Annotated in this window: 12 protein-coding genes and 3 pseudogenes; 6 read left to right on the top strand and 9 right to left on the bottom strand. The window is 59.7% G+C overall.

What is annotated here, in order from left to right; genetic code table 11:
• Nucleotides 1-66: 66 nt before the first annotated feature.
• Nucleotides 67-2,859, top strand: coding sequence for a Ulp1 family isopeptidase (locus H0241_RS36410; protein ID WP_407941756.1), 2,793 nt, complete (start codon nt 67-69; stop codon nt 2,857-2,859).
• Between the two features lie 100 nt (nt 2,860-2,959).
• Here H0241_RS36410 and H0241_RS19630 read toward each other — a convergent pair.
• A pseudogene (locus tag H0241_RS19630) lies at nt 2,960-3,336 on the bottom strand (transposase); the annotation flags it as partial.
• Nucleotides 3,337-3,414: 78 nt separating this feature from the next.
• Here H0241_RS19630 and H0241_RS19625 point away from each other — a divergent pair.
• Entirely contained in the window at nt 3,415-3,654 is a 240-nt protein-coding gene (locus tag H0241_RS19625) for a DUF6471 domain-containing protein (protein ID WP_235984365.1), read from the top strand.
• Between the two features lie 16 nt (nt 3,655-3,670).
• Here the strand turns inward: H0241_RS19625 and H0241_RS19620 are convergent, their stop codons facing one another.
• Nucleotides 3,671-4,165, bottom strand: coding sequence for a PIN domain-containing protein (locus tag H0241_RS19620; RefSeq protein WP_407941755.1), 495 nt, complete (start codon nt 4,163-4,165; stop codon nt 3,671-3,673).
• Nucleotides 4,166-4,251: 86 nt separating this feature from the next.
• A complete protein-coding gene (locus tag H0241_RS19615; protein WP_181059244.1) occupies nt 4,252-4,710 on the bottom strand; it encodes an excisionase family DNA-binding protein in 459 nt (152 codons plus the stop codon).
• Between the two features lie 972 nt (nt 4,711-5,682).
• On the opposite strand from H0241_RS19615, the gene H0241_RS19610 reads away from it, so the two are divergent.
• Nucleotides 5,683-6,339, top strand: coding sequence for an outer membrane protein (locus H0241_RS19610; protein WP_181059243.1), 657 nt, complete (start codon nt 5,683-5,685; stop codon nt 6,337-6,339).
• Here H0241_RS19610 and H0241_RS36245 read toward each other — a convergent pair.
• The 5 genes and pseudogenes from H0241_RS36245 to H0241_RS19585 form a co-directional block, all read right to left on the bottom strand.
• On the bottom strand, nt 6,311-6,715 hold the full coding sequence (locus H0241_RS36245) for a nucleotidyl transferase AbiEii/AbiGii toxin family protein (protein ID WP_181059242.1): 405 nt from the start codon (nt 6,713-6,715) through the stop codon (nt 6,311-6,313). The two genes, H0241_RS19610 and H0241_RS36245, sit on opposite strands and share 29 nt — an antisense overlap.
• A 325-nt stretch (nt 6,716-7,040) precedes the next feature.
• Complete coding sequence (locus H0241_RS19600) at nt 7,041-8,447, bottom strand: efflux transporter outer membrane subunit (protein WP_181059241.1); 1,407 nt, start codon at nt 8,445-8,447, stop codon at nt 7,041-7,043.
• A gap of 315 nt (nt 8,448-8,762) precedes the next feature.
• The gene (locus H0241_RS19595; protein ID WP_027038865.1) at nt 8,763-10,709 is read right to left on the bottom strand and encodes a MacB family efflux pump subunit; all 1,947 of its coding nucleotides are present in this window, start codon (nt 10,707-10,709) and stop codon (nt 8,763-8,765) included.
• Between the two features lie 4 nt (nt 10,710-10,713).
• A complete protein-coding gene (locus H0241_RS19590; RefSeq protein ID WP_328824761.1) occupies nt 10,714-11,859 on the bottom strand; it encodes an efflux RND transporter periplasmic adaptor subunit in 1,146 nt (381 codons plus the stop codon).
• A 232-nt stretch (nt 11,860-12,091) separates the two neighbouring features.
• A pseudogene (locus H0241_RS19585) lies at nt 12,092-12,576 on the bottom strand (M16 family metallopeptidase); the annotation flags it as partial.
• Nucleotides 12,577-12,965: 389 nt separating this feature from the next.
• On the opposite strand from H0241_RS19585, the gene H0241_RS19580 reads away from it, so the two are divergent.
• From H0241_RS19580 to H0241_RS36405, 3 genes are all read left to right on the top strand, one after another.
• Nucleotides 12,966-14,162: an IS256 family transposase gene (locus H0241_RS19580; protein WP_181059240.1), complete on the top strand. Its 1,197-nt coding sequence runs from the start codon at nt 12,966-12,968 to the stop codon at nt 14,160-14,162.
• 178 nt (nt 14,163-14,340) lie between these two features.
• Nucleotides 14,341-14,619, top strand: a complete 279-nt coding sequence (locus H0241_RS19575) for a helix-turn-helix domain-containing protein (protein ID WP_235984364.1) — start codon at nt 14,341-14,343, stop codon at nt 14,617-14,619.
• Nucleotides 14,579-14,725, top strand: coding sequence for a hypothetical protein (locus H0241_RS36405; protein ID WP_407941754.1), 147 nt, complete (start codon nt 14,579-14,581; stop codon nt 14,723-14,725). The genes H0241_RS19575 and H0241_RS36405 overlap by 41 nt, the downstream gene beginning before the upstream one ends.
• Before the next feature lie 257 nt (nt 14,726-14,982).
• Here the strand turns inward: H0241_RS36405 and arfA are convergent.
• Nucleotides 14,983-16,490, bottom strand: a pseudogene (arfA, locus tag H0241_RS19570) (arabinosylfuranosidase ArfA).
• Between the last annotated feature and the right edge of the window lie 258 nt (nt 16,491-16,748).

Here is a 16,748-nt window from a genome sequence, read left to right as displayed (position 1 = left end):
TTGGAAGAGGGGCCTTCGGGAGCAGGTGGCTTTGAGCGGACCGAGGATGAGGTTGGCCCGACCTCGATGCCCGGCGTCGATCTTGACGGGCTTTGGCGGCTGCCGGAAGATAAAGTCGAGCAGCCGGCGACTGATCCGCAACAGGTCCAGCAACTGGAACAGAGGCTTCTCGAGGAGATTCAGGGGCGGCAGGATGATCAACCGGCAGCCGATCCCCGACAATCCTCTCTTTCCTTGAACCTGGCCTCCGACCACCAGCACAAGATGATGGATACACTTGGCACGAACAGCCATCTCCTGCCAAGTGCGGGGCGCATCATTCACGGTGAGCATTACACAGCGCTTGTTAGGCCAATGAAGAGGCAGAGGACTTTTGATGGTCCGCAAAGCCTCGCCATTGAGCGGCAGCTGAGCCAGATCGGCAGTTCCGACCAGGCGAACAAGGCGCAAGAGCTTCCGCAGGCGGTCCAAACGAACCCGGACGAGCTGCGCGATCAATTTACCTCGCCTGACTTTCCGCCGTCATCGGGTGAGCCGGGACCGGGTCACCACCCGGTCCCGCAACTGCCCGATCGGAGCAACGCACCCAAGCTGGAAGCCTCGGCACTCCAGGCGGGTCGTTCAACACTGGTTACAGTGGGTGCCGACAAGCGTGCTCTTTATTCCGAAGATGCGTCCCTTATCGGGGTATTGGATTCGGCGCTCCACCAGCGCAGGGTCTCGGACAACACCATCAAGCTCAATGTGAATCCTCTTTTGCACTTCGCTCGTTGGCTCGTTGCGAACGGAAAACAGAGCTTTGCTTCCCGGCTTGACGAGACGTCGCTGAACCAGGATTTGCAGCAGTACGCAGCCTCGGGTGGTCCGTCCCTCGAAGTGGCGATGGGCCATCTTAAGACTGCCAGCGCCGGCGACTTGCCAATGGCAGGTCGCTCTTTCCGGAATCCTCATTCGTTGGACGGAGCTCTCATTGAACGCTACAAAGCAACTCCGTCTTGGAACAAACTTTCGGGAAGTACAGCGAAGGGCTATATATACGCTATTACTCGATTAAGTGATTATCTGCAAAGAAAAGGGAAGATGGGTATCGCGCCTCGGCTTAACCAAAAGTCGTTGAACGATGATGTCAAGCTCTATCCCGGTGATTACACAACGATCGAAGCCGCGCTGGCGCATCTGCGGAGATCGGGCGCCGGAGAATCGGCATCTCGCGGCAATATCGCTCCTTTCCCTCATCCCGCACACGCGGCCGCGAGACGTGTCGGGGGAGCTGCTGCGCAGCACAGGGCTCCGCAAAGGCCGGCCAACTTTGACCGGAGAATGTGGCCGACGATGGAAGCAGCGCCGGCGCACTCTGCCATGGTGCCCTCAGACACCTTCGGCGGCCTTCAGTCTTTTGTCGACCTGAACGCGCCCACACCGTCCGATTTGCACGACGACGCTCACTTTGCGCCGGCGCACTCTGCCAGGGCTCCCTCAGACACCTTCGGCGGCCTTCAGTCTTTTGTTGACCTGAATGCGCCCACACCATCCGACTTGGACGACGATGCTCACTTTGCGCCGGTGCACTCTGCCAGGGCGCCCTCAGGCACCTTCGGCGGCCTTCAGTCTTTTGTTGACCTGAACGCGCCCACACCATCCGACTTGCACGACGATGCTCACTTTGCGCCGATGCACTCTGCCAGGGCGCCCTCAGGCACCTTCGGCGGCCTTCAGTCTTTTGTTGACCTGAACGCGCCCACACCGTCCGACCTGCGTGATGACGCTCACTTTGCGCCGGTGCACTCTGCCAGGGCGCCCTCAGGCACCTTCGGCGGCCTTCAGTCTTTTGTTGACCTGAATGCGCCCACACCGTCCGACCTGCGTGATGATGCTCACTTTGCGCCGGCGCACTCTGCCGGGGCGCCCTCAGGCACCTTCGGCGGCCTTCAGTCTTTTGTTGACCTGAATGCGCCCACACCGTCCGACCTGCGTGATGATGCTCATTCTGCACCGGTGCGTCGGCGCGGGCAGATGTTCGGCGACATGCAGCGGCAGCGCACGATACCAGAGACAGAGGCCGCCGCCGTGAAGCTGATGCGGACCGATGACGTCCAGCATCGCGGTCAAGCTTTGCCGATGAGTGCGCCAGCGGCACCGGCTCGCCAACCCGCCATGCCCGCCACCGCCGTGGCGCCAGACACCTACCGCGGTCTTCCGCTGATTGATGTGACGGCGCCCGCGAGCCCCTCCTCCGATGCTCGGATCGGAGGGTTGGACCGGACAGCCTCGTCCCGTGTCGCCGCGGGCTCGGTGCTCGGCGCCACCGAGTGGCTGAGCGACGCGCATATCCAGAGGGATTACGATTTCCTGGAACAGCAGCTGCAGGGGATCGATCCAGCGCTCGCCGCCCGGATCCGGCTGGTGAGTCCGTCGGTCTCGCATCTGCTGCGCCACTTGGGGGAGGACGCGGGAGGCACGCTGCAGTCCATCTATCATCAAAGCGACGCCCCGGCCGACTTCCTGTTCCTGCCGGTGAACAACGGCACTGCCACGCGCGCCGGCACCCATTGGTCGCTGCTGTTCGTCGATGGCCGCAACCCGCAAAGCCGGGTCGCCTATCACTACGACTCGCTCCAGCAAGCAGGATACAACGACGCGCCTGCACGGCAGCTGGCAGAAGGGCTGACCGCCACCCTGGCGCCGGCCCGCATGCCGCGACAGTCGAACGATCATGATTGCGGTGTGTTTGTGGTCGACGGCACGTGGGCGCTGGTTCAACGACTGCTCGACGGGAACCGGCCAGACCACGAGCCGCTGCACCTCGACAACCTCGTCGCCGATCGGCAGGCACTGCAAAACCGGCTGACGAGGCTTTGATTGCGGCATTATCGAAGCAAACTCACCAAATATGATGTTTACATCTTCGTTTTCGAGGAGCAGGCGACGCTGTCTGACAAAGCGCCTTCATCACGGGCAAGCTTATCGCTTCGCGGACCTTGTGCAGCATCACGAACGCGGTTTTGTAATCAACGGAGAGATCGCGGGAGAGTTGAAGGGCGCTGTAGCCCTTAGCACGATTTATGAAACGGCAATGGCGGCGAGAATGTCGCGCACCGCCAGCTTGCGGCTGGCGAAGATCGTGCCGGAGGTGATTCTGAATTGCTTGTAGCAAGCGCGGCACTTGTAGACCCGGCGGGTCTTGAGATGGTAGCAATCGAGGCAACCGCAGACCGGGCAAACCGGCTCACCGTCCGTTTGCGACCGGCGTATCTTGCGGAAAGCAGCGCGGGCCCCGTGACCTTGACCGCCGAGAGGGTCTTGGCGGCGGGGGAGAGGAAGGAAGTGCTGAGACATATCAAATCCGATGATATTGTACATCGGTTCCGCACATGCCAAGTATATCATCGTTTATGAGTTTTTTCCGGAGAAACGATGATGGCGGACAATTCACCCACGGCGCGCTATGAAGAACAGGCCAAAAACATATTGAAAGGCGAACTGAAGCGGCGCGGCATGACATACGCCACGCTCGCCGAGAAGCTCAAGGAGCATGGCGCGCACGATACAGAGCGCAATCTCGCGAACAAGATAAGCCGTGGCAGCTTCACTGCCGCCTTTTTCATGATGTGCCTGGACGTGATCGGCGTTCGGCAAGTCAGTCTTGAAGCTTAGTGGGTGCTTCTTCGCGCTAGGCTGCTTCTGCGCTAATGAGAACCCGCAATTTTTCCAATAGGTCAGCTACCTTTGGCGCGCCGGCCTTTCTGAACCCCTCGACATAGTCGGCGAAGGATAGCTTCGGCTCGATGTAGTGCTCGTAATCTTTCTTAACAGCGTCGACAAAAAGCTCGTTTGAGATGTCAAAAAGATCGAGCAGAAACTCGTCCGGATGGCGCGCTTCAAGCCGCAATGGCTTGAGTACCACTGCGGGAAAATCGGCTAGGTTGAATGTGACAATTACATCGGCTCGCGTGAGTGTGGCGGCCGCTACTACATGTCTGTCATCGGGGTCTTTAAGTTCGATACCGGCTTCAAGTTGCTCGTACCCGGAAACTAGGGCGTCCGGAACGGCCCTGTCCATCATTTCACGGGATCTTTGAAGTCTTTCCGGGTCAATGCCGCGCTTCACAGCAGCTGCGGCAATCCATTCCTGATGGACACGTTCACTCCAACGCGCGCGATACATCTTTGTCCGAGACAAAAAAAGGAGGAGGCTTCTCAGCCTCGCTCCAAAAAACACGTTAGCGTCAATGAACGCCGTGAACGTTGATATCATTCAAGACCAAGCTCTTTTGCTTCCTTCGCCATTTCAGTCAATGCATCATAACGATCTTCCTGTGAAGACTTCTCGTATGCTAGAACGTCGGAAAATTTCACTCTCCGGTGCCGATTTACCAGGCGAGCTTTTAATTTCCCATCGTCAATGATTTTGCAGACGTATGGCCGAGAGACGTTTAGAAAATCGGCTACCTGTTTGGTAGTCAATTCGGCTTCGTGCGGGATCATTGACACCGGCTTGCGCTCGGCCATTGCGAGCAGGACAGCCAGCATCATTTTAACTGCTTTGGCCGGCAGAGGGACAGCGATCTTCGCAGCCCCTTCCACATGGACTGTGATATCTTGATCGGATTCTGCAACAGCCGCGAGCCTTTCAGCCGCCTTTTTTGCAATGACAGCTTCAGTCTCGTCAGCGGTTATCGGCGCATATGTTTGATCGAGAAGAGCTAACATTTTTTCCATCCTTTTTTTTAGGGTGCCTCGCATATGTACGCTTTTGGCGTTTAAACGCAACCATCGCAACGAACGAAACGGACGCAACGATTGAATTAGCAACGAAATGCATTAACACCATGTTCCGTACGCACGAAAATTTCATAGCGAATTGCCGCGCAGCTAATTCACGGAATAGCCGCAAATTGCAGGTCAAATTTCCAGCAATTAAGGGTAGCGGTGAATGGGATTGCACAATGCGATTATAAATATCATCGTTTATGGTGGTTTAGTTTCCATAATGCCGCTGATTGGATGGCAAACGGGCCGGCTGAGGCAAGCGAGTTTCAGAAACGGGGTTCTCGCCAGAGGATTGAACGAAGCCGCCGCCGGCGCCGCAGTTGAGGAGACGTGGTAACCGGGGAGCCGGATGGCTGAACGATCGAGGGTTGGAGCCTAAGATTTCGGACAGCAGCTTTTCCGTTGGAGACCGGGCCTCTTCTCGCCGTTGATCGAGAGCATAGCGCTCCGCGACGATCGCGGCGACGCGATAGTCCAGCTTGCCAACGTATCGTAGTCACCGGCGTTTTGCTCGCTCTCTCCGTCTCGCCTCCCGTGTCCCTCCGACGCATCTGGTGGCCAAGGGGCCGGCGCTGAAAAAGTGCGCTGTTTCTGCGTCTGATGCTTGCCCATAAATGCCATCGCAGCGCATGCCGGGTGGTAGCTTCACCCTAATGGCGTATGCCAGGCCTGCGTCGAAGATGGCTCACCGCGGAAAGGTCCATATGGCAGCGCTGCCGGCCCTGACCAGCGGCTTCGCGCCGGTGTAGACGCAGCCTCACGTGCCCGGATTGCCGGATTTTGGGCTCCGGGAGAACTTCTTCGTCAGCTCGTTGTCAGCCAAGCGGTCTATCGAGACCGCCGCACCCCGGGCGGGTCGATGGCGATCGTGAGAACCAAGCCTGTGTCCTGTGGCTTAAGGAGTAAAGAACAATGCAAGCCAATTCTAAATTCGCACGGCCGCTAGCCGTTGCGCTCGGGCTCTTCGCCCTCAGCGGAACCGCCTATGCCGCGGACGTTGTCCAGGAAGAGCCGCCGGCACCCGCGCCGATTGCTGAACTTCCGGTCGCTTCGTGGGCCGGCCCTTATGCCGGTCTGAACGTCGGCTATGGTTTCAGCGGCCGGACCAAGGAGAAGGACTTCGACTTTGAGACCAATACCAAGGGTTTCGTCGGCAGTGTCTTCGGCGGCTATCAGTGGCAGCAGGAGAACTTCGTCTACGGCGCTGAAGCCGAACTCGGCTACAACGGCGTCAAGGGCGACGACAACGGCATCAATTCCAAGGGCGGCTTCGAAGGCTCGCTGCGTGCCCGCCTCGGCTACGCTGTGACCCCGGAAATCCTGCTCTACGGCACTGGCGGTCTCGCCGGCAGGAGCCTGAAGGTAGAAGACTCCGTCATTCCCGCCAGCGACACGGCTACGATGATTGGCTGGACGGCCGGTCTCGGGACCGACATCAAGCTCGCCGACAATGTCTTCGGCCGCGTCGAGTATCGCTACACCGACTTCGGCAGCAAGAGCTTCGACGGTATCGGCAAGGTCAAGGCCACCGACAACCGCGTCACCTTCGGGGTCGGCATGAAGTTCTAAGTCCTTCAAAGCCACGACACGAAAAAGCCGGGCCTCGCGCCCGGCTTTTTTTGTGTCTGGGTGATCGCGCGTAATCGAAGCGATCCACCCCGTGTTGCTCAACACGATCACCCGGATTGAGGTCCGGGAAGCGATAAAGCTTGCCCGTGATGAAGGCGGACCATCGCAGCGCATGGCCGAGCGCGACGATCGCCTGGAGCTTCTCGGCAACCACGGTCTCTCTGGGATAGGCTCTCAGTCGAGGTCCCTCTGCCGACAGAAGTGATGGAAACTCCTGTTCCTGCGCCGCCGGCGCAACGGCATCGCCAAAGCCGATGTGGACCTGCACGGGAATTACGGCAGGCCGCACAACTACCCAGCGCTCAACCGATTCCATCGGCAAATGCGCCGGATATGGCTACGCTGTCTGAGACGGCGCAGCCAGAAAAGCCGGCGCATGGGCTGGTCGGAGTTAGAGACCCTGACGGCGCCCGCTTCCCCCTGCCAACTCCGCGCATCCGAACTTGGGCGCAAGCACGGATATGACGCGGGTCACCCTCGGGAAGAGCGGGGTGCGGGAAATCCGCCCGCCCGGATCTGTGAGGGCGAAAGCCGAATGGCTGTGCTACTCGACCGCGACCCTGCGGTTCATCTTTGGATAGTCCCTTTAAAACGCGCAAGGCATCTCGGGAGGGATCTGCATCTCGATGCTACGCCGTTCGCTAGCCCGCCTTTGACCTGGGCTTCTTCTTGGTGCTCCGGCCATCCGGTCCGGATTTGGCAGCGCTGCCGCCCAGAATGCGGTAAAGCTTCGATTCGTTGAGCAGCTGGGCGAGACGGATATCGGCAAGCGCTGTTTCGGCTGTGCGGCGGCTCTCCTGCGCATGGAGCCATTCAGCGAGGCGGATATCACCCGACCGGTAACGGGTCTCTTGCAGCTGCTCAATTTCTTGCGCGGCGGCTAGGACATTGTGAAGGCGTTGGACCCGTTCGGCATAGTCGGCCCGTGCACCGAGTGCATCGGCAACTTCGGAGAAGGCCTTGAGCAAAGTAGTGCGAAATCCGAGGACCTCTTTTTCATACTGTGCCCTCGAAACCGCAACCTCCAGCTTCATGTCCTTGAAATGGAGGAAGGACAAGGCAGCGTTTGCCCCTAACGTAGCAACGGGATTGGAGATGAACGCGAGCAATTGCCCGCTTGTGCCGAGGCTACTTGTGAGTGAAATCGGCGGATAGAAACCGGCCCGAGTTGCGTCAACGTTCTTCAGCGTGGCACGGAGCCTTGCCTCTGCGGCACGCAAGTCTGGGCGACGGGCGAGCAGGTCGGCCGGCAGCCCAGCCTGGATCGGGGGCAGCTTCTTGCTCGGCAGGCGCTGCGGCTCTGGAATAGGGTTAGGTGCGCCATTCAAGAGCACAACGAGGGCGTTCCGCCATTCAAGGCGAACCTGCTTGAGCGTCGAAACCGCCGCCGCCCGCTCCTCGACCCTTTGCTCGGCCTGCTTGAGGTCTAGTTCGGAAACGGCACCGGCCGCAACCTGGGCGCGAACAAGCGCCCGATCCTGCTTGGCATGGGCAAGGCTGGTTTCCGCCGACGCCAGCGACTGATTGGCGTGCCCGATCTTGAAATACGCGTCGACGGTTTCGGCGATAGCTAGCAGGCGCGCGTCTTCGTAGTCTTCCGCTGTCGCGGAAGCCTCAAAATCCGCCTTGTCCCTCTTTGCCGCAAGCTTGCCCCACAGATCAATCTCATAAGATACACTGATGGAAACCGACGACGACAACGGGGGGCCCTTTGCGTCTAGAGGTTGGCTCTTGCTCCCGGCTAGACCGTCCAGCTTGGGGAGGAAGGCGTACGCAGCGATATCTGCCTGAATTCGAGCAGGATAAGCGTTAGCAGCCGCGATGAGGACACCATTATTTCGGCCGATGACGTCGCTGACAAGCTTGTCGAGATTGGCGTCCCCGAATGCCAGCCACCAGCGGTCGGTGCTGGCCTGCGCAGCGCCTCCAACCGCAGCGGTCGACCAGTGGGGCCCGGCTGGAAGTTCGGGCCGAAGATATGTGCTCGATAGGCTGCAACCGGCGAGCAAGACAAGGCAACCGGGTACGATCAGTCTGATGGGCTTCATTTTCAAACTCTTGGTGGCGCGTCTACGGGGAGGCGCAAGGCGTTACGGCGGCGAAGCCGAAAGATCAGGCGGATGCAGACCGCTAGAGGCTTGTTAGTGCCAGCAGCCATGACGAGGACCTGGTCGTCTTCGTTGATAAAAAGCTTGAACGTCAGCCAGCAGTGGTCTGCCGTGGCGTAGATAGCACTTGCTGCCGCAGCGGTTGGCCAGCAGGCCGCCGCGGGGGAGTTCGGGGCCAGGATATGCTCGACAGGCTGGTGCAACCCCGAGCAAGACAACGGAACAAGGTAAGATCCATTTGACCAGCGTCATTCTTCAGTCTCTTGACAGCGCATCTACGGGAGTCAGGCGAGACGCGTTACGGGCGGGAAGGAAGCCAAAGGTCAGGCCGATCCAGAGCGCTACTGCGCAGGCAGCGACAATAGCCTTGACCGAGATAATCATTGCAAACTCGCTGCCCAGTCCGCCCAATACAGTTGCGATGCCGAGCGCGAGTGCCACGCCGAGAACTGAACCGGCGATGCACATTGTGACGGCCTCAATCAGGAACTGAAGCATGATGTCGATCCGGCGCGCTCCAACGGCCATGCGCAAGCCGATCTCGCGGGTCCGTTCCGTGACGGAGATCAGCATCATGTTCATGACACCAATGCCTCCGACAAGCAGCGAGATCGCAGCCATGGAGGAGGTCAGTCGCCACATAGCCTGAGATGAGCGCTCAACCGACTTAAGCCGCTGATCTTGGTTCTCAACAATGAAGTCCTTCGTGCCGTGCCGACGAGTTATCAGGTCGACGACGGCGCGCTCGGCGACTATCGTGTCAACAGAACCGGCGACCCGTACCGTCAGGCCGTCAAGACTTGAATCGGCACCCTCAAGTCTGCCTTTCACGGCCGTATAAGGAAGTAGGACCTCCAGCTCCCTGTAAAACCGAAACGCCGGTGGGGTCGCAAAGACGCCAATAATGAGGACGGGAACACGCCCGATCAGAAGGGTGTTTCCGAGCGGCGATTCGTCGTTAGGGAAGAGAGTTGCGGCCATCGTGTCATTGATCACCGCTTCCTGGCTGCGCTCAGAGATGGCCCCGGCTGAAAAGAATGAGCCTTTCAGCAACTCGAGAGCGTTGACCCTAAGATAATCCTGGCCGACGCCGGTGACTGTCGCCGCGACGGAGGTGTGCCCAAAACCAATCTGTGCGGATGTCCGGACTTTCGGGGTCACGCTATCGACGTAGGACTGGTGGGCGAGCGCATCGGCATCCGAGACGACCAGGGTCTTGATGCTCGAAGCACCATCGTCACCAAAATGGCGCCCGGGAGAGATCTGCAGGGTGCTGGCTCCAAGTCCTCCCAACTGACGCAGAACGTTTTGACGGGCGCCCTCGCCGAAACCGACGGCCGCCACAACTGCCGCAATGCCGATAATGATGCTGAGCATTGTGAGGAAAGTACGCACGCGATCTGTGGTCATCGATCGTATCGCCATCGGAAAGGCTTGCACCAGGCGGCGCCTGAACGCCGAGAGCGAACCGACGGGTCTGCTGTCGTGGAGCGCCAGCGGCGCATTAGCGTTGTGGTCCCGCGTCCGGCGGTCGCAAAGGATCACCCCATCTCGCATTTCGATGATGCGGTCAGCGTGACTTGCGATCTCCATGTCGTGAGTCACGATGATGATGGTATGACCGTCGGTATGAAGTTCCTTCAAGGTATCGAGGACGGTTTCGCCGCTCTTCCTGTCCAGCGCCCCCGTCGGCTCATCGGCGAGGATGATGCGGCCGCCATTCATCAATGCGCGGGCAATCGAAACCCTCTGTTGCTGGCCGCCGGACAGCTGGTTCGGACGGTGGTCGAGACGATCACCGAGGCCCAGCCTGCGCAGAAGAGATGTCGACCTTTCCCGCCGTGAGCCGGCATCGAGGCCGGCATATACGGCGGGCATAGCCACGTTCTCCGCCGCGTTCAGCGTTCCGAGAAGCTGATAGTGTTGGAAGATGAAGCCGAAATGTTTCCGTCTCAACCCCGCAAGGTTGTCCGCGGTCAGGCCAGCAACGCTGCGGCCGCCGATACGATAGTCACCAGAACTCGGCTGGTCCAAGCAGCCCAGGATATTCATCAGCGTAGTTTTGCCCGAACCGCTTGCGCCAACGATCGCCACCAGTTCACCACCAGCGATGGAAAGGCTGACGCCGGCCAGCGCCGTAATCGTATCGTCTCCGGCGTGGAAAACCCGCGAGACGTTCTCGATTTCAAGGAGAGCAGTCATGTCATCAAGGCGCCTCAACATTGGTTCCCCTTCCGACGGCAGGGATGACAACTTCATCACCGACAGAGAGGCCATCGAGTACCTGTGCCTTGATCTTGTCGGTCAAACCTATTGTCACCAGTCGCTCGGTGAGTTCGCCGGTTGGCGTGCGAACCTGGACGCGGTAGCGACCATTGGCGTCAGGCTCCGTCAGAGCCGACCATACTACGAGTGGTACGTTCTCGGCCTGGCCGGAAATAATCCAAACCAAGGCGTTCATTTTTGGCCGAAGCCGCCCTTCCGGGTTCGGTGTGGAAAAGAGGCCGTTGTAGTAGACTGCCGCCGCCCCGATTTTTTCGGAGCTCGGCGTGCGCTCATCGGCGATCGTTGGAGGCGCTGGCTCTATCTCTTCCAGTACGCCAGAAATAGGGACTGGAGTACCCCCCAGCATTCTGAAGCGGAGGTTCTGGCCTGGCTTTACACGCGCTATGTCGATCTCCGATATCTGCACGCTCACCCGCATGACGTCGAGCTGTGCGAGAATCACAATGGACGGCACGTCCTGGCTTGAGTTCAACGTTTGACCCTCTTGAGCCAGCACAGCAACAACGACGCCGTCCATGGGCGCGCTGAGCTTCGTGTGGTCGAGGGTTGCGCGAGCCTCCTCAACCGCGAGCGTCTTCTCATCGATCTGCGCATCCACTTGCTCGACTGTCGCCTCTTGCGCAAAAAACGCCGCTTGCGCTTTCTCCAGGTCGGCCACCGATCCTGCCTTGTTCCGGCTGAGAGTCTTCTGTCTCAGGAACTCCAATTCGGCCCCTTTCAGCCGTATTCCGGCTGCCTTGCGCTCCGCGTTGGCACTAGCGAGGTTGGCTTGGGCGGTGAGTAGTTTGTGCTGCTCTTTGGTAGGGTCAATTTCGGCGATTAGGTCGCCAGACTTGACCGCTTGACCGAGCTTTACATGCAGTGTCTTCAATTGGCCCGACGTTTGGGCGCCAACACTAACCTGGCGGAGAGGTTCCAGAACACCGTTCGCAAGGACACTCTCCTCGACCGAACCGAGTATCACGCGCTGCGTGAGGACAGGATCGCGCGTTTTGTGTTCGAAAGCTCCGGTCGCGGAAGCGATGGCAAATGCCGCCGGGACGATCCCCACGGCCCAGACAAGCACCCTTGTTTTACGCTTCAGCAGCGCTCAACTCCTCTCAGAAGACATTGTTTTTGCCATGCGTGCCGCGGAAGCGGCATTGTCTCTCATCGACCCATCCGAACCGAAATTGGCTCCGGCAAGAGCTTTTTCTGCCGAGAAGTGGCGACCGACGCGGAAGCATGATTGCGAACGCGGGCACATGGCCACATGAAAATGACAGTGAAGCATGGGCGAGCATTCATTGTCTTTCGAGGTCGTTGTCGATCCTCAAGCGGCGCTCCTCCAGGACCACGTCCCGCTCGGTGTTCATGACATCATCCGTGAGGGTGAGATTGCGCATGCGGTCAGCCTCGAAGCTCATCATCTGCTCCAGGGCCGAGGCCGCTACTCTTTCGTAGAAGGCGCTATAGTCGTAAGACGTGAAGGCGTTGTGCGAGCCGCCGGTCTCGGCCACCGCGCGGTCCAACTCGCCGGCGGCGTGATTGGCCGTTGCTTTGAACATCAGATGCTCGAAAAAATGCGCGATGCCGAATTTTCCCGGCGGCTTGTCGGCGCTGCCGATCTTGTACCACACCACATGGATGACGATGGGCGCGCCGTGACGACCACCTCCATGCCGTTGTCGAGCAGGAAATTCGTTGCCACAATGTCATCGGTGGCCGCCAGAACCGGAGCGGTCACAAACGTCAGCGCGGTCGCAAAAAGTGTCCCTCGCAGCCAGCCAGACCGAAGGTTCATCGATGGCCTCGATTGTGGTGACCGGGTGACAGGCAAGGTTCGAGGCGAAGTGAGTTTTCCCTCGTTCTGAAGGCGCTGAGTCCTCGTCGTCCTTAATGGGAAAAAGCGGATCGGGGGGCAGCGCCGGGCCGGCTGAGCCCTCAGCATGCTGCCAGGCCTGGCTCGAGCGTTATCTCTGAGTGCGTCGGGGTAAAGTGGGGCGGGATTTTTTTGTGCGGGATCATGGGACAACTCTCCTGGGTCCGTGACGTGTCGCGACCTCGCACGAACCGTGCCAAATGAGAAAACCGTTGGTAGTGTGCTGAGGGTTCTGCAAATTCGCTGAGAGGGGGCGGTCATGGCAGGCTGGTGATGTTCAACGTCACCGATTCCCTGGAAGGAACGCCACCATGACCAAGACAGAAAGTAAGACCGCCAGCGCTGCCGTCAAAGACATTCTGCTTTCGAACCCGGATGGATTGCACGAGGTGATCCGCGCGGTGATGCAGGAGGTGCTCGAGGCCGAGATGGACGAGGCGCTGGGTGCTTCGAAGAGCGAGCGCACGCCGGAGCGTCTCGGCTATCGCTCGGGTTACTACGGCCGTACCCTTGTTACGCGGGTCGGCAAGCTTGAGCTGCGGGTTCCGCAGGACCGGGCGGGCCGCTTCTCCACGGAATTGTTCGAGCGTTACCAGCGTTCCGAGCGGGCCTTGGTGGCGACGCTTGCGGAGATGTATGTGCAGGGCGTGTCGACCAGGAAGGTCAAAGCGATCACCGAAGAGCTGTGCGGCCATGCGTTCTCGGCCTCGTCGATCTCGGCCATCAACAAGCGGCTGGACGAGAGCCTGAAGGCCTTTGCCGAGCGCCCGCTTCAGGAGCCCTTTGCCTATCTCATCCTCGATGCCCGCTACGAGAAGGTGCGCGAGGCCGGCATCGTCACGAGCCAGGCGGTGCTGATCGCGGTCGGCATCGACTGGGATGGGCGGCGCCAGATCCTGGCAGTGGAAATGGCCAATCGCGAAAGCCGCTCGGCCTGGAGGGATTTCCTCGTCGCGCTGAAGGCGCGCGGCCTCAAGGGCGTCGAGCTGGTTGTCTCTGACGACCATGCCGGCCTGGTCGCGGCGATCGGCGAGGTGATCCCCGAAGCCGCCTGGCAGCGCTGCTACGTGCACTTCCTCAGGAATGCGCTCGATCACCTGCCGCGCAAGCACGGCGACGATTGCCTGCAGGAACTCAGATGGCTCTACGACCGGCGCGATCTCGCCGAGGCCAAGGCCGATCTCGCCGCATGGCTTGCCAAATGGTCGGGCCGCTATCCGCGACTGACGAGCTGGGTGGAGGAGACCATCGAATGCACGCTGACCTTCTTTTGCCTGCCGCGCCAGCACCACAAGCACCTGAAGTCCACCAACATGCTGGAACGCCTCAACGAGGAAATCCGCCGGCGCACCTATGTCGTGCGCATCTTCCCCAACGCCGAAAGCTGCCTGCGCCTCGTCAGGGCGCTGGCCGTCGAAACCAATGAGAACTGGATGGAGGCCAACCGCTACGTCAACATGGACGACCTGCGCGAGCACAAGAAGCTCGCTCTACGCCAAGCCGCATGACCAGCATCATGGCCGCCCCTTTTTGCAGAACTTGACGCACACAACCAAACCGTTTCGGCAATGTGATTAATCGGACTCTGCCATGTTGCGTGTCCGACATTGTCGGACATCGGACACGCCGAATGGGAAGCGCTGTCGGCTTTAAAACGTAATCTTCCCCGTCATGGCGGGAGGGGCGATGACCGCCGGCAGCATGAGCAAAACGCTCGCTGGGTTGAAAGAGCATGACCGGCTGGTGATGGCGGAAAGCCAGATGGAACGGCGGCTGCGGGAGCGGCGCGTCAGTTCAAAACTCTCCGACCTGATCGAGCTGGAGCTGTCGCGGCCACTTGTCTCGACTGGCATGGTTCAGAAGGGGCTAATAGTGACAAAGCAGGGGGCGCTTAATCTGGTCGGTGAGCTTTGGGCTGCGCGAGATGACGGGCAGGGGAAGGTTTCGGGCGTGGGGATTGTGTGAGCCCATCAGGATCTGCTTTCCCAGTGACAAGGAAAGTTGCCGGGTGGGAGCGACTGCTGGACCGCGAGAGTCTCCGGGCTGCCAATGGGGGCGGTCGACATCCTAGTCGCTTCGCATCATGGCAGGCGAAACGGGTGCAGCGAGCGTCTTTTCGATGAGACAGGCCTCCCCCGTACTTTGTTGTCATCTCCGACTCCGGCAAGGAATACGCCTCCCAGGAAATAGTGAGCTGGTACAGGCATCGATACCGAGGGTTCGAGCTGAACGGGGAGCGCCGGCGTGTCCTCAGCACGCGGAACGATGGCCGGGTCCGGATACAAACGAGTCCGCAAGGTGCGGTGACCACCAGCACGGAACGGACAATCAAACCGACAGCCGGATGAGATTGTAGGAGCGCGGCTTGAGGCGGCACAGAAGGCGGCCCTCCTCGACCACCGAGCCGTTCTGCAGTTGCGGCTTCACCCGATCTGGCGCGTCGGCGGAGTTCACCGCCTTCAGGTCCGGATGGTGGATGAGGACATGCTCGATCAGCCGTGCGGAGAGAAAACCGGCAAGATCGACCGTGAGTTCGGCTTTCTCGTCCGGATGCTTGTTAATGACGAACAGCGATCGTGCTACCCGCGTGGCCAAGTACCCCGGCGACGTCGATATAGGGCACGTCGGCGGCGGCCGTGGCATCGTAACGCGGCGCTTCGACCGCGACGACCAGGCTTTCGCCGCGCCCGTGACGCGAGGCGAGCAGATAGGGATAGTAGATCGTCTGCCGGAAAGCGCGCCCGCCACGTTCGGTGGTGATCGGGGCGATGGCATTGACGAGCTGCGCGATGCAGGCGATCGCACACGGTCGGCGCGGCGGATGAAGGTGTCGAGGATGCAGCCGACGACGAGCACGTCCTCGAAATTATAGACCTCCTCGAGCAGCGCCGGCGCTTCCGGCCAATCACAGTTCTTGAAATTGTCGTGGTCCTGGCGGTGCGAGTGGTACCAGACGTTCCATTCATCGAAGGAGATGAAGAGGTCCTTCGTCGACCGCTTCTTGGCCTTAACATACTCGATCACGCCGCTAACGGTTTGGATATAACGGTCGAGGATCACCGGCTTGGCGAGGAAATTGAGGTAATCGTTCTCGTTATTCTCGAAATACATGTGCAGCGCCAGGTAATCGTGACATTGTCGTAGCACTCGTCGAGCACGTCGGCTTCCCATTGCGGATGGGTCGGCATGAACGAGTGAGAGCTGCCACAAGCGACGAGTTGCAGCGTGGGATCGAATGCCTTCATCGCCTTCGCCGTCTCGTTGGCGATGCGGCCGTATTCATAGGCTGTCTTCTGCCCGATCTGCCAGGCCCCGTCCATCTCGTTTCCAAGGCACCATAGGCGCACCTCATACGGCTCGCGCCGGCCGTTCTTGATGCGAAGGTCGCTCCAGCGGCTGCCGCCGGGATGGTTGCAGTATTCAAGCAGCCCGCGCGCCTCATCGAGACCGCGTGAGCGGAGATTGACAGCTAACATCAGCTCCGTGCCGACCGCCTCGCACCAGGCCGCGAACTCGTCGGTTCCGACCTCGTTGGTTTCCTTCGTTCGCCAGGCATAGTCGAGCGTAACGGGGCGGCTCTCCTTGGGGCCAATCCCGTCCTCCCAATTATAGGCGGAGACGAAGTTGCCGCCGGAGTAGCGCGTGACGGGAACGTTCAGCTCGCGCACCATCTCGATCACGTCGCGCCGGAACCCGTGCTCGTCGGCAGCCGGATGGCCAGGCTCGTAGATACCAGTGTAGATCGCCCGCCCGAGGTGCTCTAGAAACGCACCATAGACGCGGTCGTCGATCCGGCCGATGCGAAAATCCTTATGGATGACAGCCTTCGCCTTCATGCTCGAACAGCAGAATCTCGGATCATGGCCACCTCCAATTTTGTCGTATTTCACAATTACGCCCGCTCCCGGTACCTTACAGGCGATAGCAGCAAATCTCATGCCACCCGACAAAGAGTATTCGAAGAGGTTGGAACTTACCCAGCATCTGACTCGGCGGTCGCGGGCCGGTGTAGGCCTAGGTTCTTTTCATCAATGGTTAGACGCTTGAGTCAGGTCGGATTTCGCGCATCCAGCAGAAACCCTCCGTCAGCTAAT

The sequence above is a fragment of the Mesorhizobium neociceri genome (genome assembly GCF_013520985.1).
In the GTDB taxonomy this organism is placed as follows: Bacteria; Pseudomonadota; Alphaproteobacteria; order Rhizobiales; family Rhizobiaceae; genus Mesorhizobium; species Mesorhizobium neociceri.
Note: the sequence above shows the minus strand (reverse complement) of the source record. Positions and strands in the feature narration are given on the sequence as shown.

What these genes read in the sequence shown, in the direction of transcription:
- H0241_RS19625 (WP_235984365.1), top strand. Translation starts at nt 3,415, where the DNA reads ATGATGGCGGACAATTCACCCACGGCGCGCTATGAAGAACAGGCCAAA.
- H0241_RS19615 (WP_181059244.1), bottom strand. Translation starts at nt 4,710, where the DNA reads ATGTTAGCTCTTCTCGATCAAACATATGCGCCGATAACCGCTGACGAG.
- H0241_RS19610 (WP_181059243.1), top strand. Translation starts at nt 5,683, where the DNA reads ATGCAAGCCAATTCTAAATTCGCACGGCCGCTAGCCGTTGCGCTCGGG.
- H0241_RS19600 (WP_181059241.1), bottom strand. Translation starts at nt 8,447, where the DNA reads ATGAAGCCCATCAGACTGATCGTACCCGGTTGCCTTGTCTTGCTCGCC.
- H0241_RS36405 (WP_407941754.1), top strand. Translation starts at nt 14,579, where the DNA reads ATGACGGGCAGGGGAAGGTTTCGGGCGTGGGGATTGTGTGAGCCCATC.
- H0241_RS19595 (WP_027038865.1), bottom strand. Translation starts at nt 10,709, where the DNA reads ATGACTGCTCTCCTTGAAATCGAGAACGTCTCGCGGGTTTTCCACGCC.
- H0241_RS36245 (WP_181059242.1), bottom strand. Translation starts at nt 6,715, where the DNA reads ATGGAATCGGTTGAGCGCTGGGTAGTTGTGCGGCCTGCCGTAATTCCC.
- H0241_RS19575 (WP_235984364.1), top strand. Translation starts at nt 14,341, where the DNA reads ATGACCGCCGGCAGCATGAGCAAAACGCTCGCTGGGTTGAAAGAGCAT.
- H0241_RS36410 (WP_407941756.1), top strand. Translation starts at nt 67, where the DNA reads ATGCCCGGCGTCGATCTTGACGGGCTTTGGCGGCTGCCGGAAGATAAA.
- H0241_RS19620 (WP_407941755.1), bottom strand. Translation starts at nt 4,165, where the DNA reads ATGTATCGCGCGCGTTGGAGTGAACGTGTCCATCAGGAATGGATTGCC.
- H0241_RS19580 (WP_181059240.1), top strand. Translation starts at nt 12,966, where the DNA reads ATGACCAAGACAGAAAGTAAGACCGCCAGCGCTGCCGTCAAAGACATT.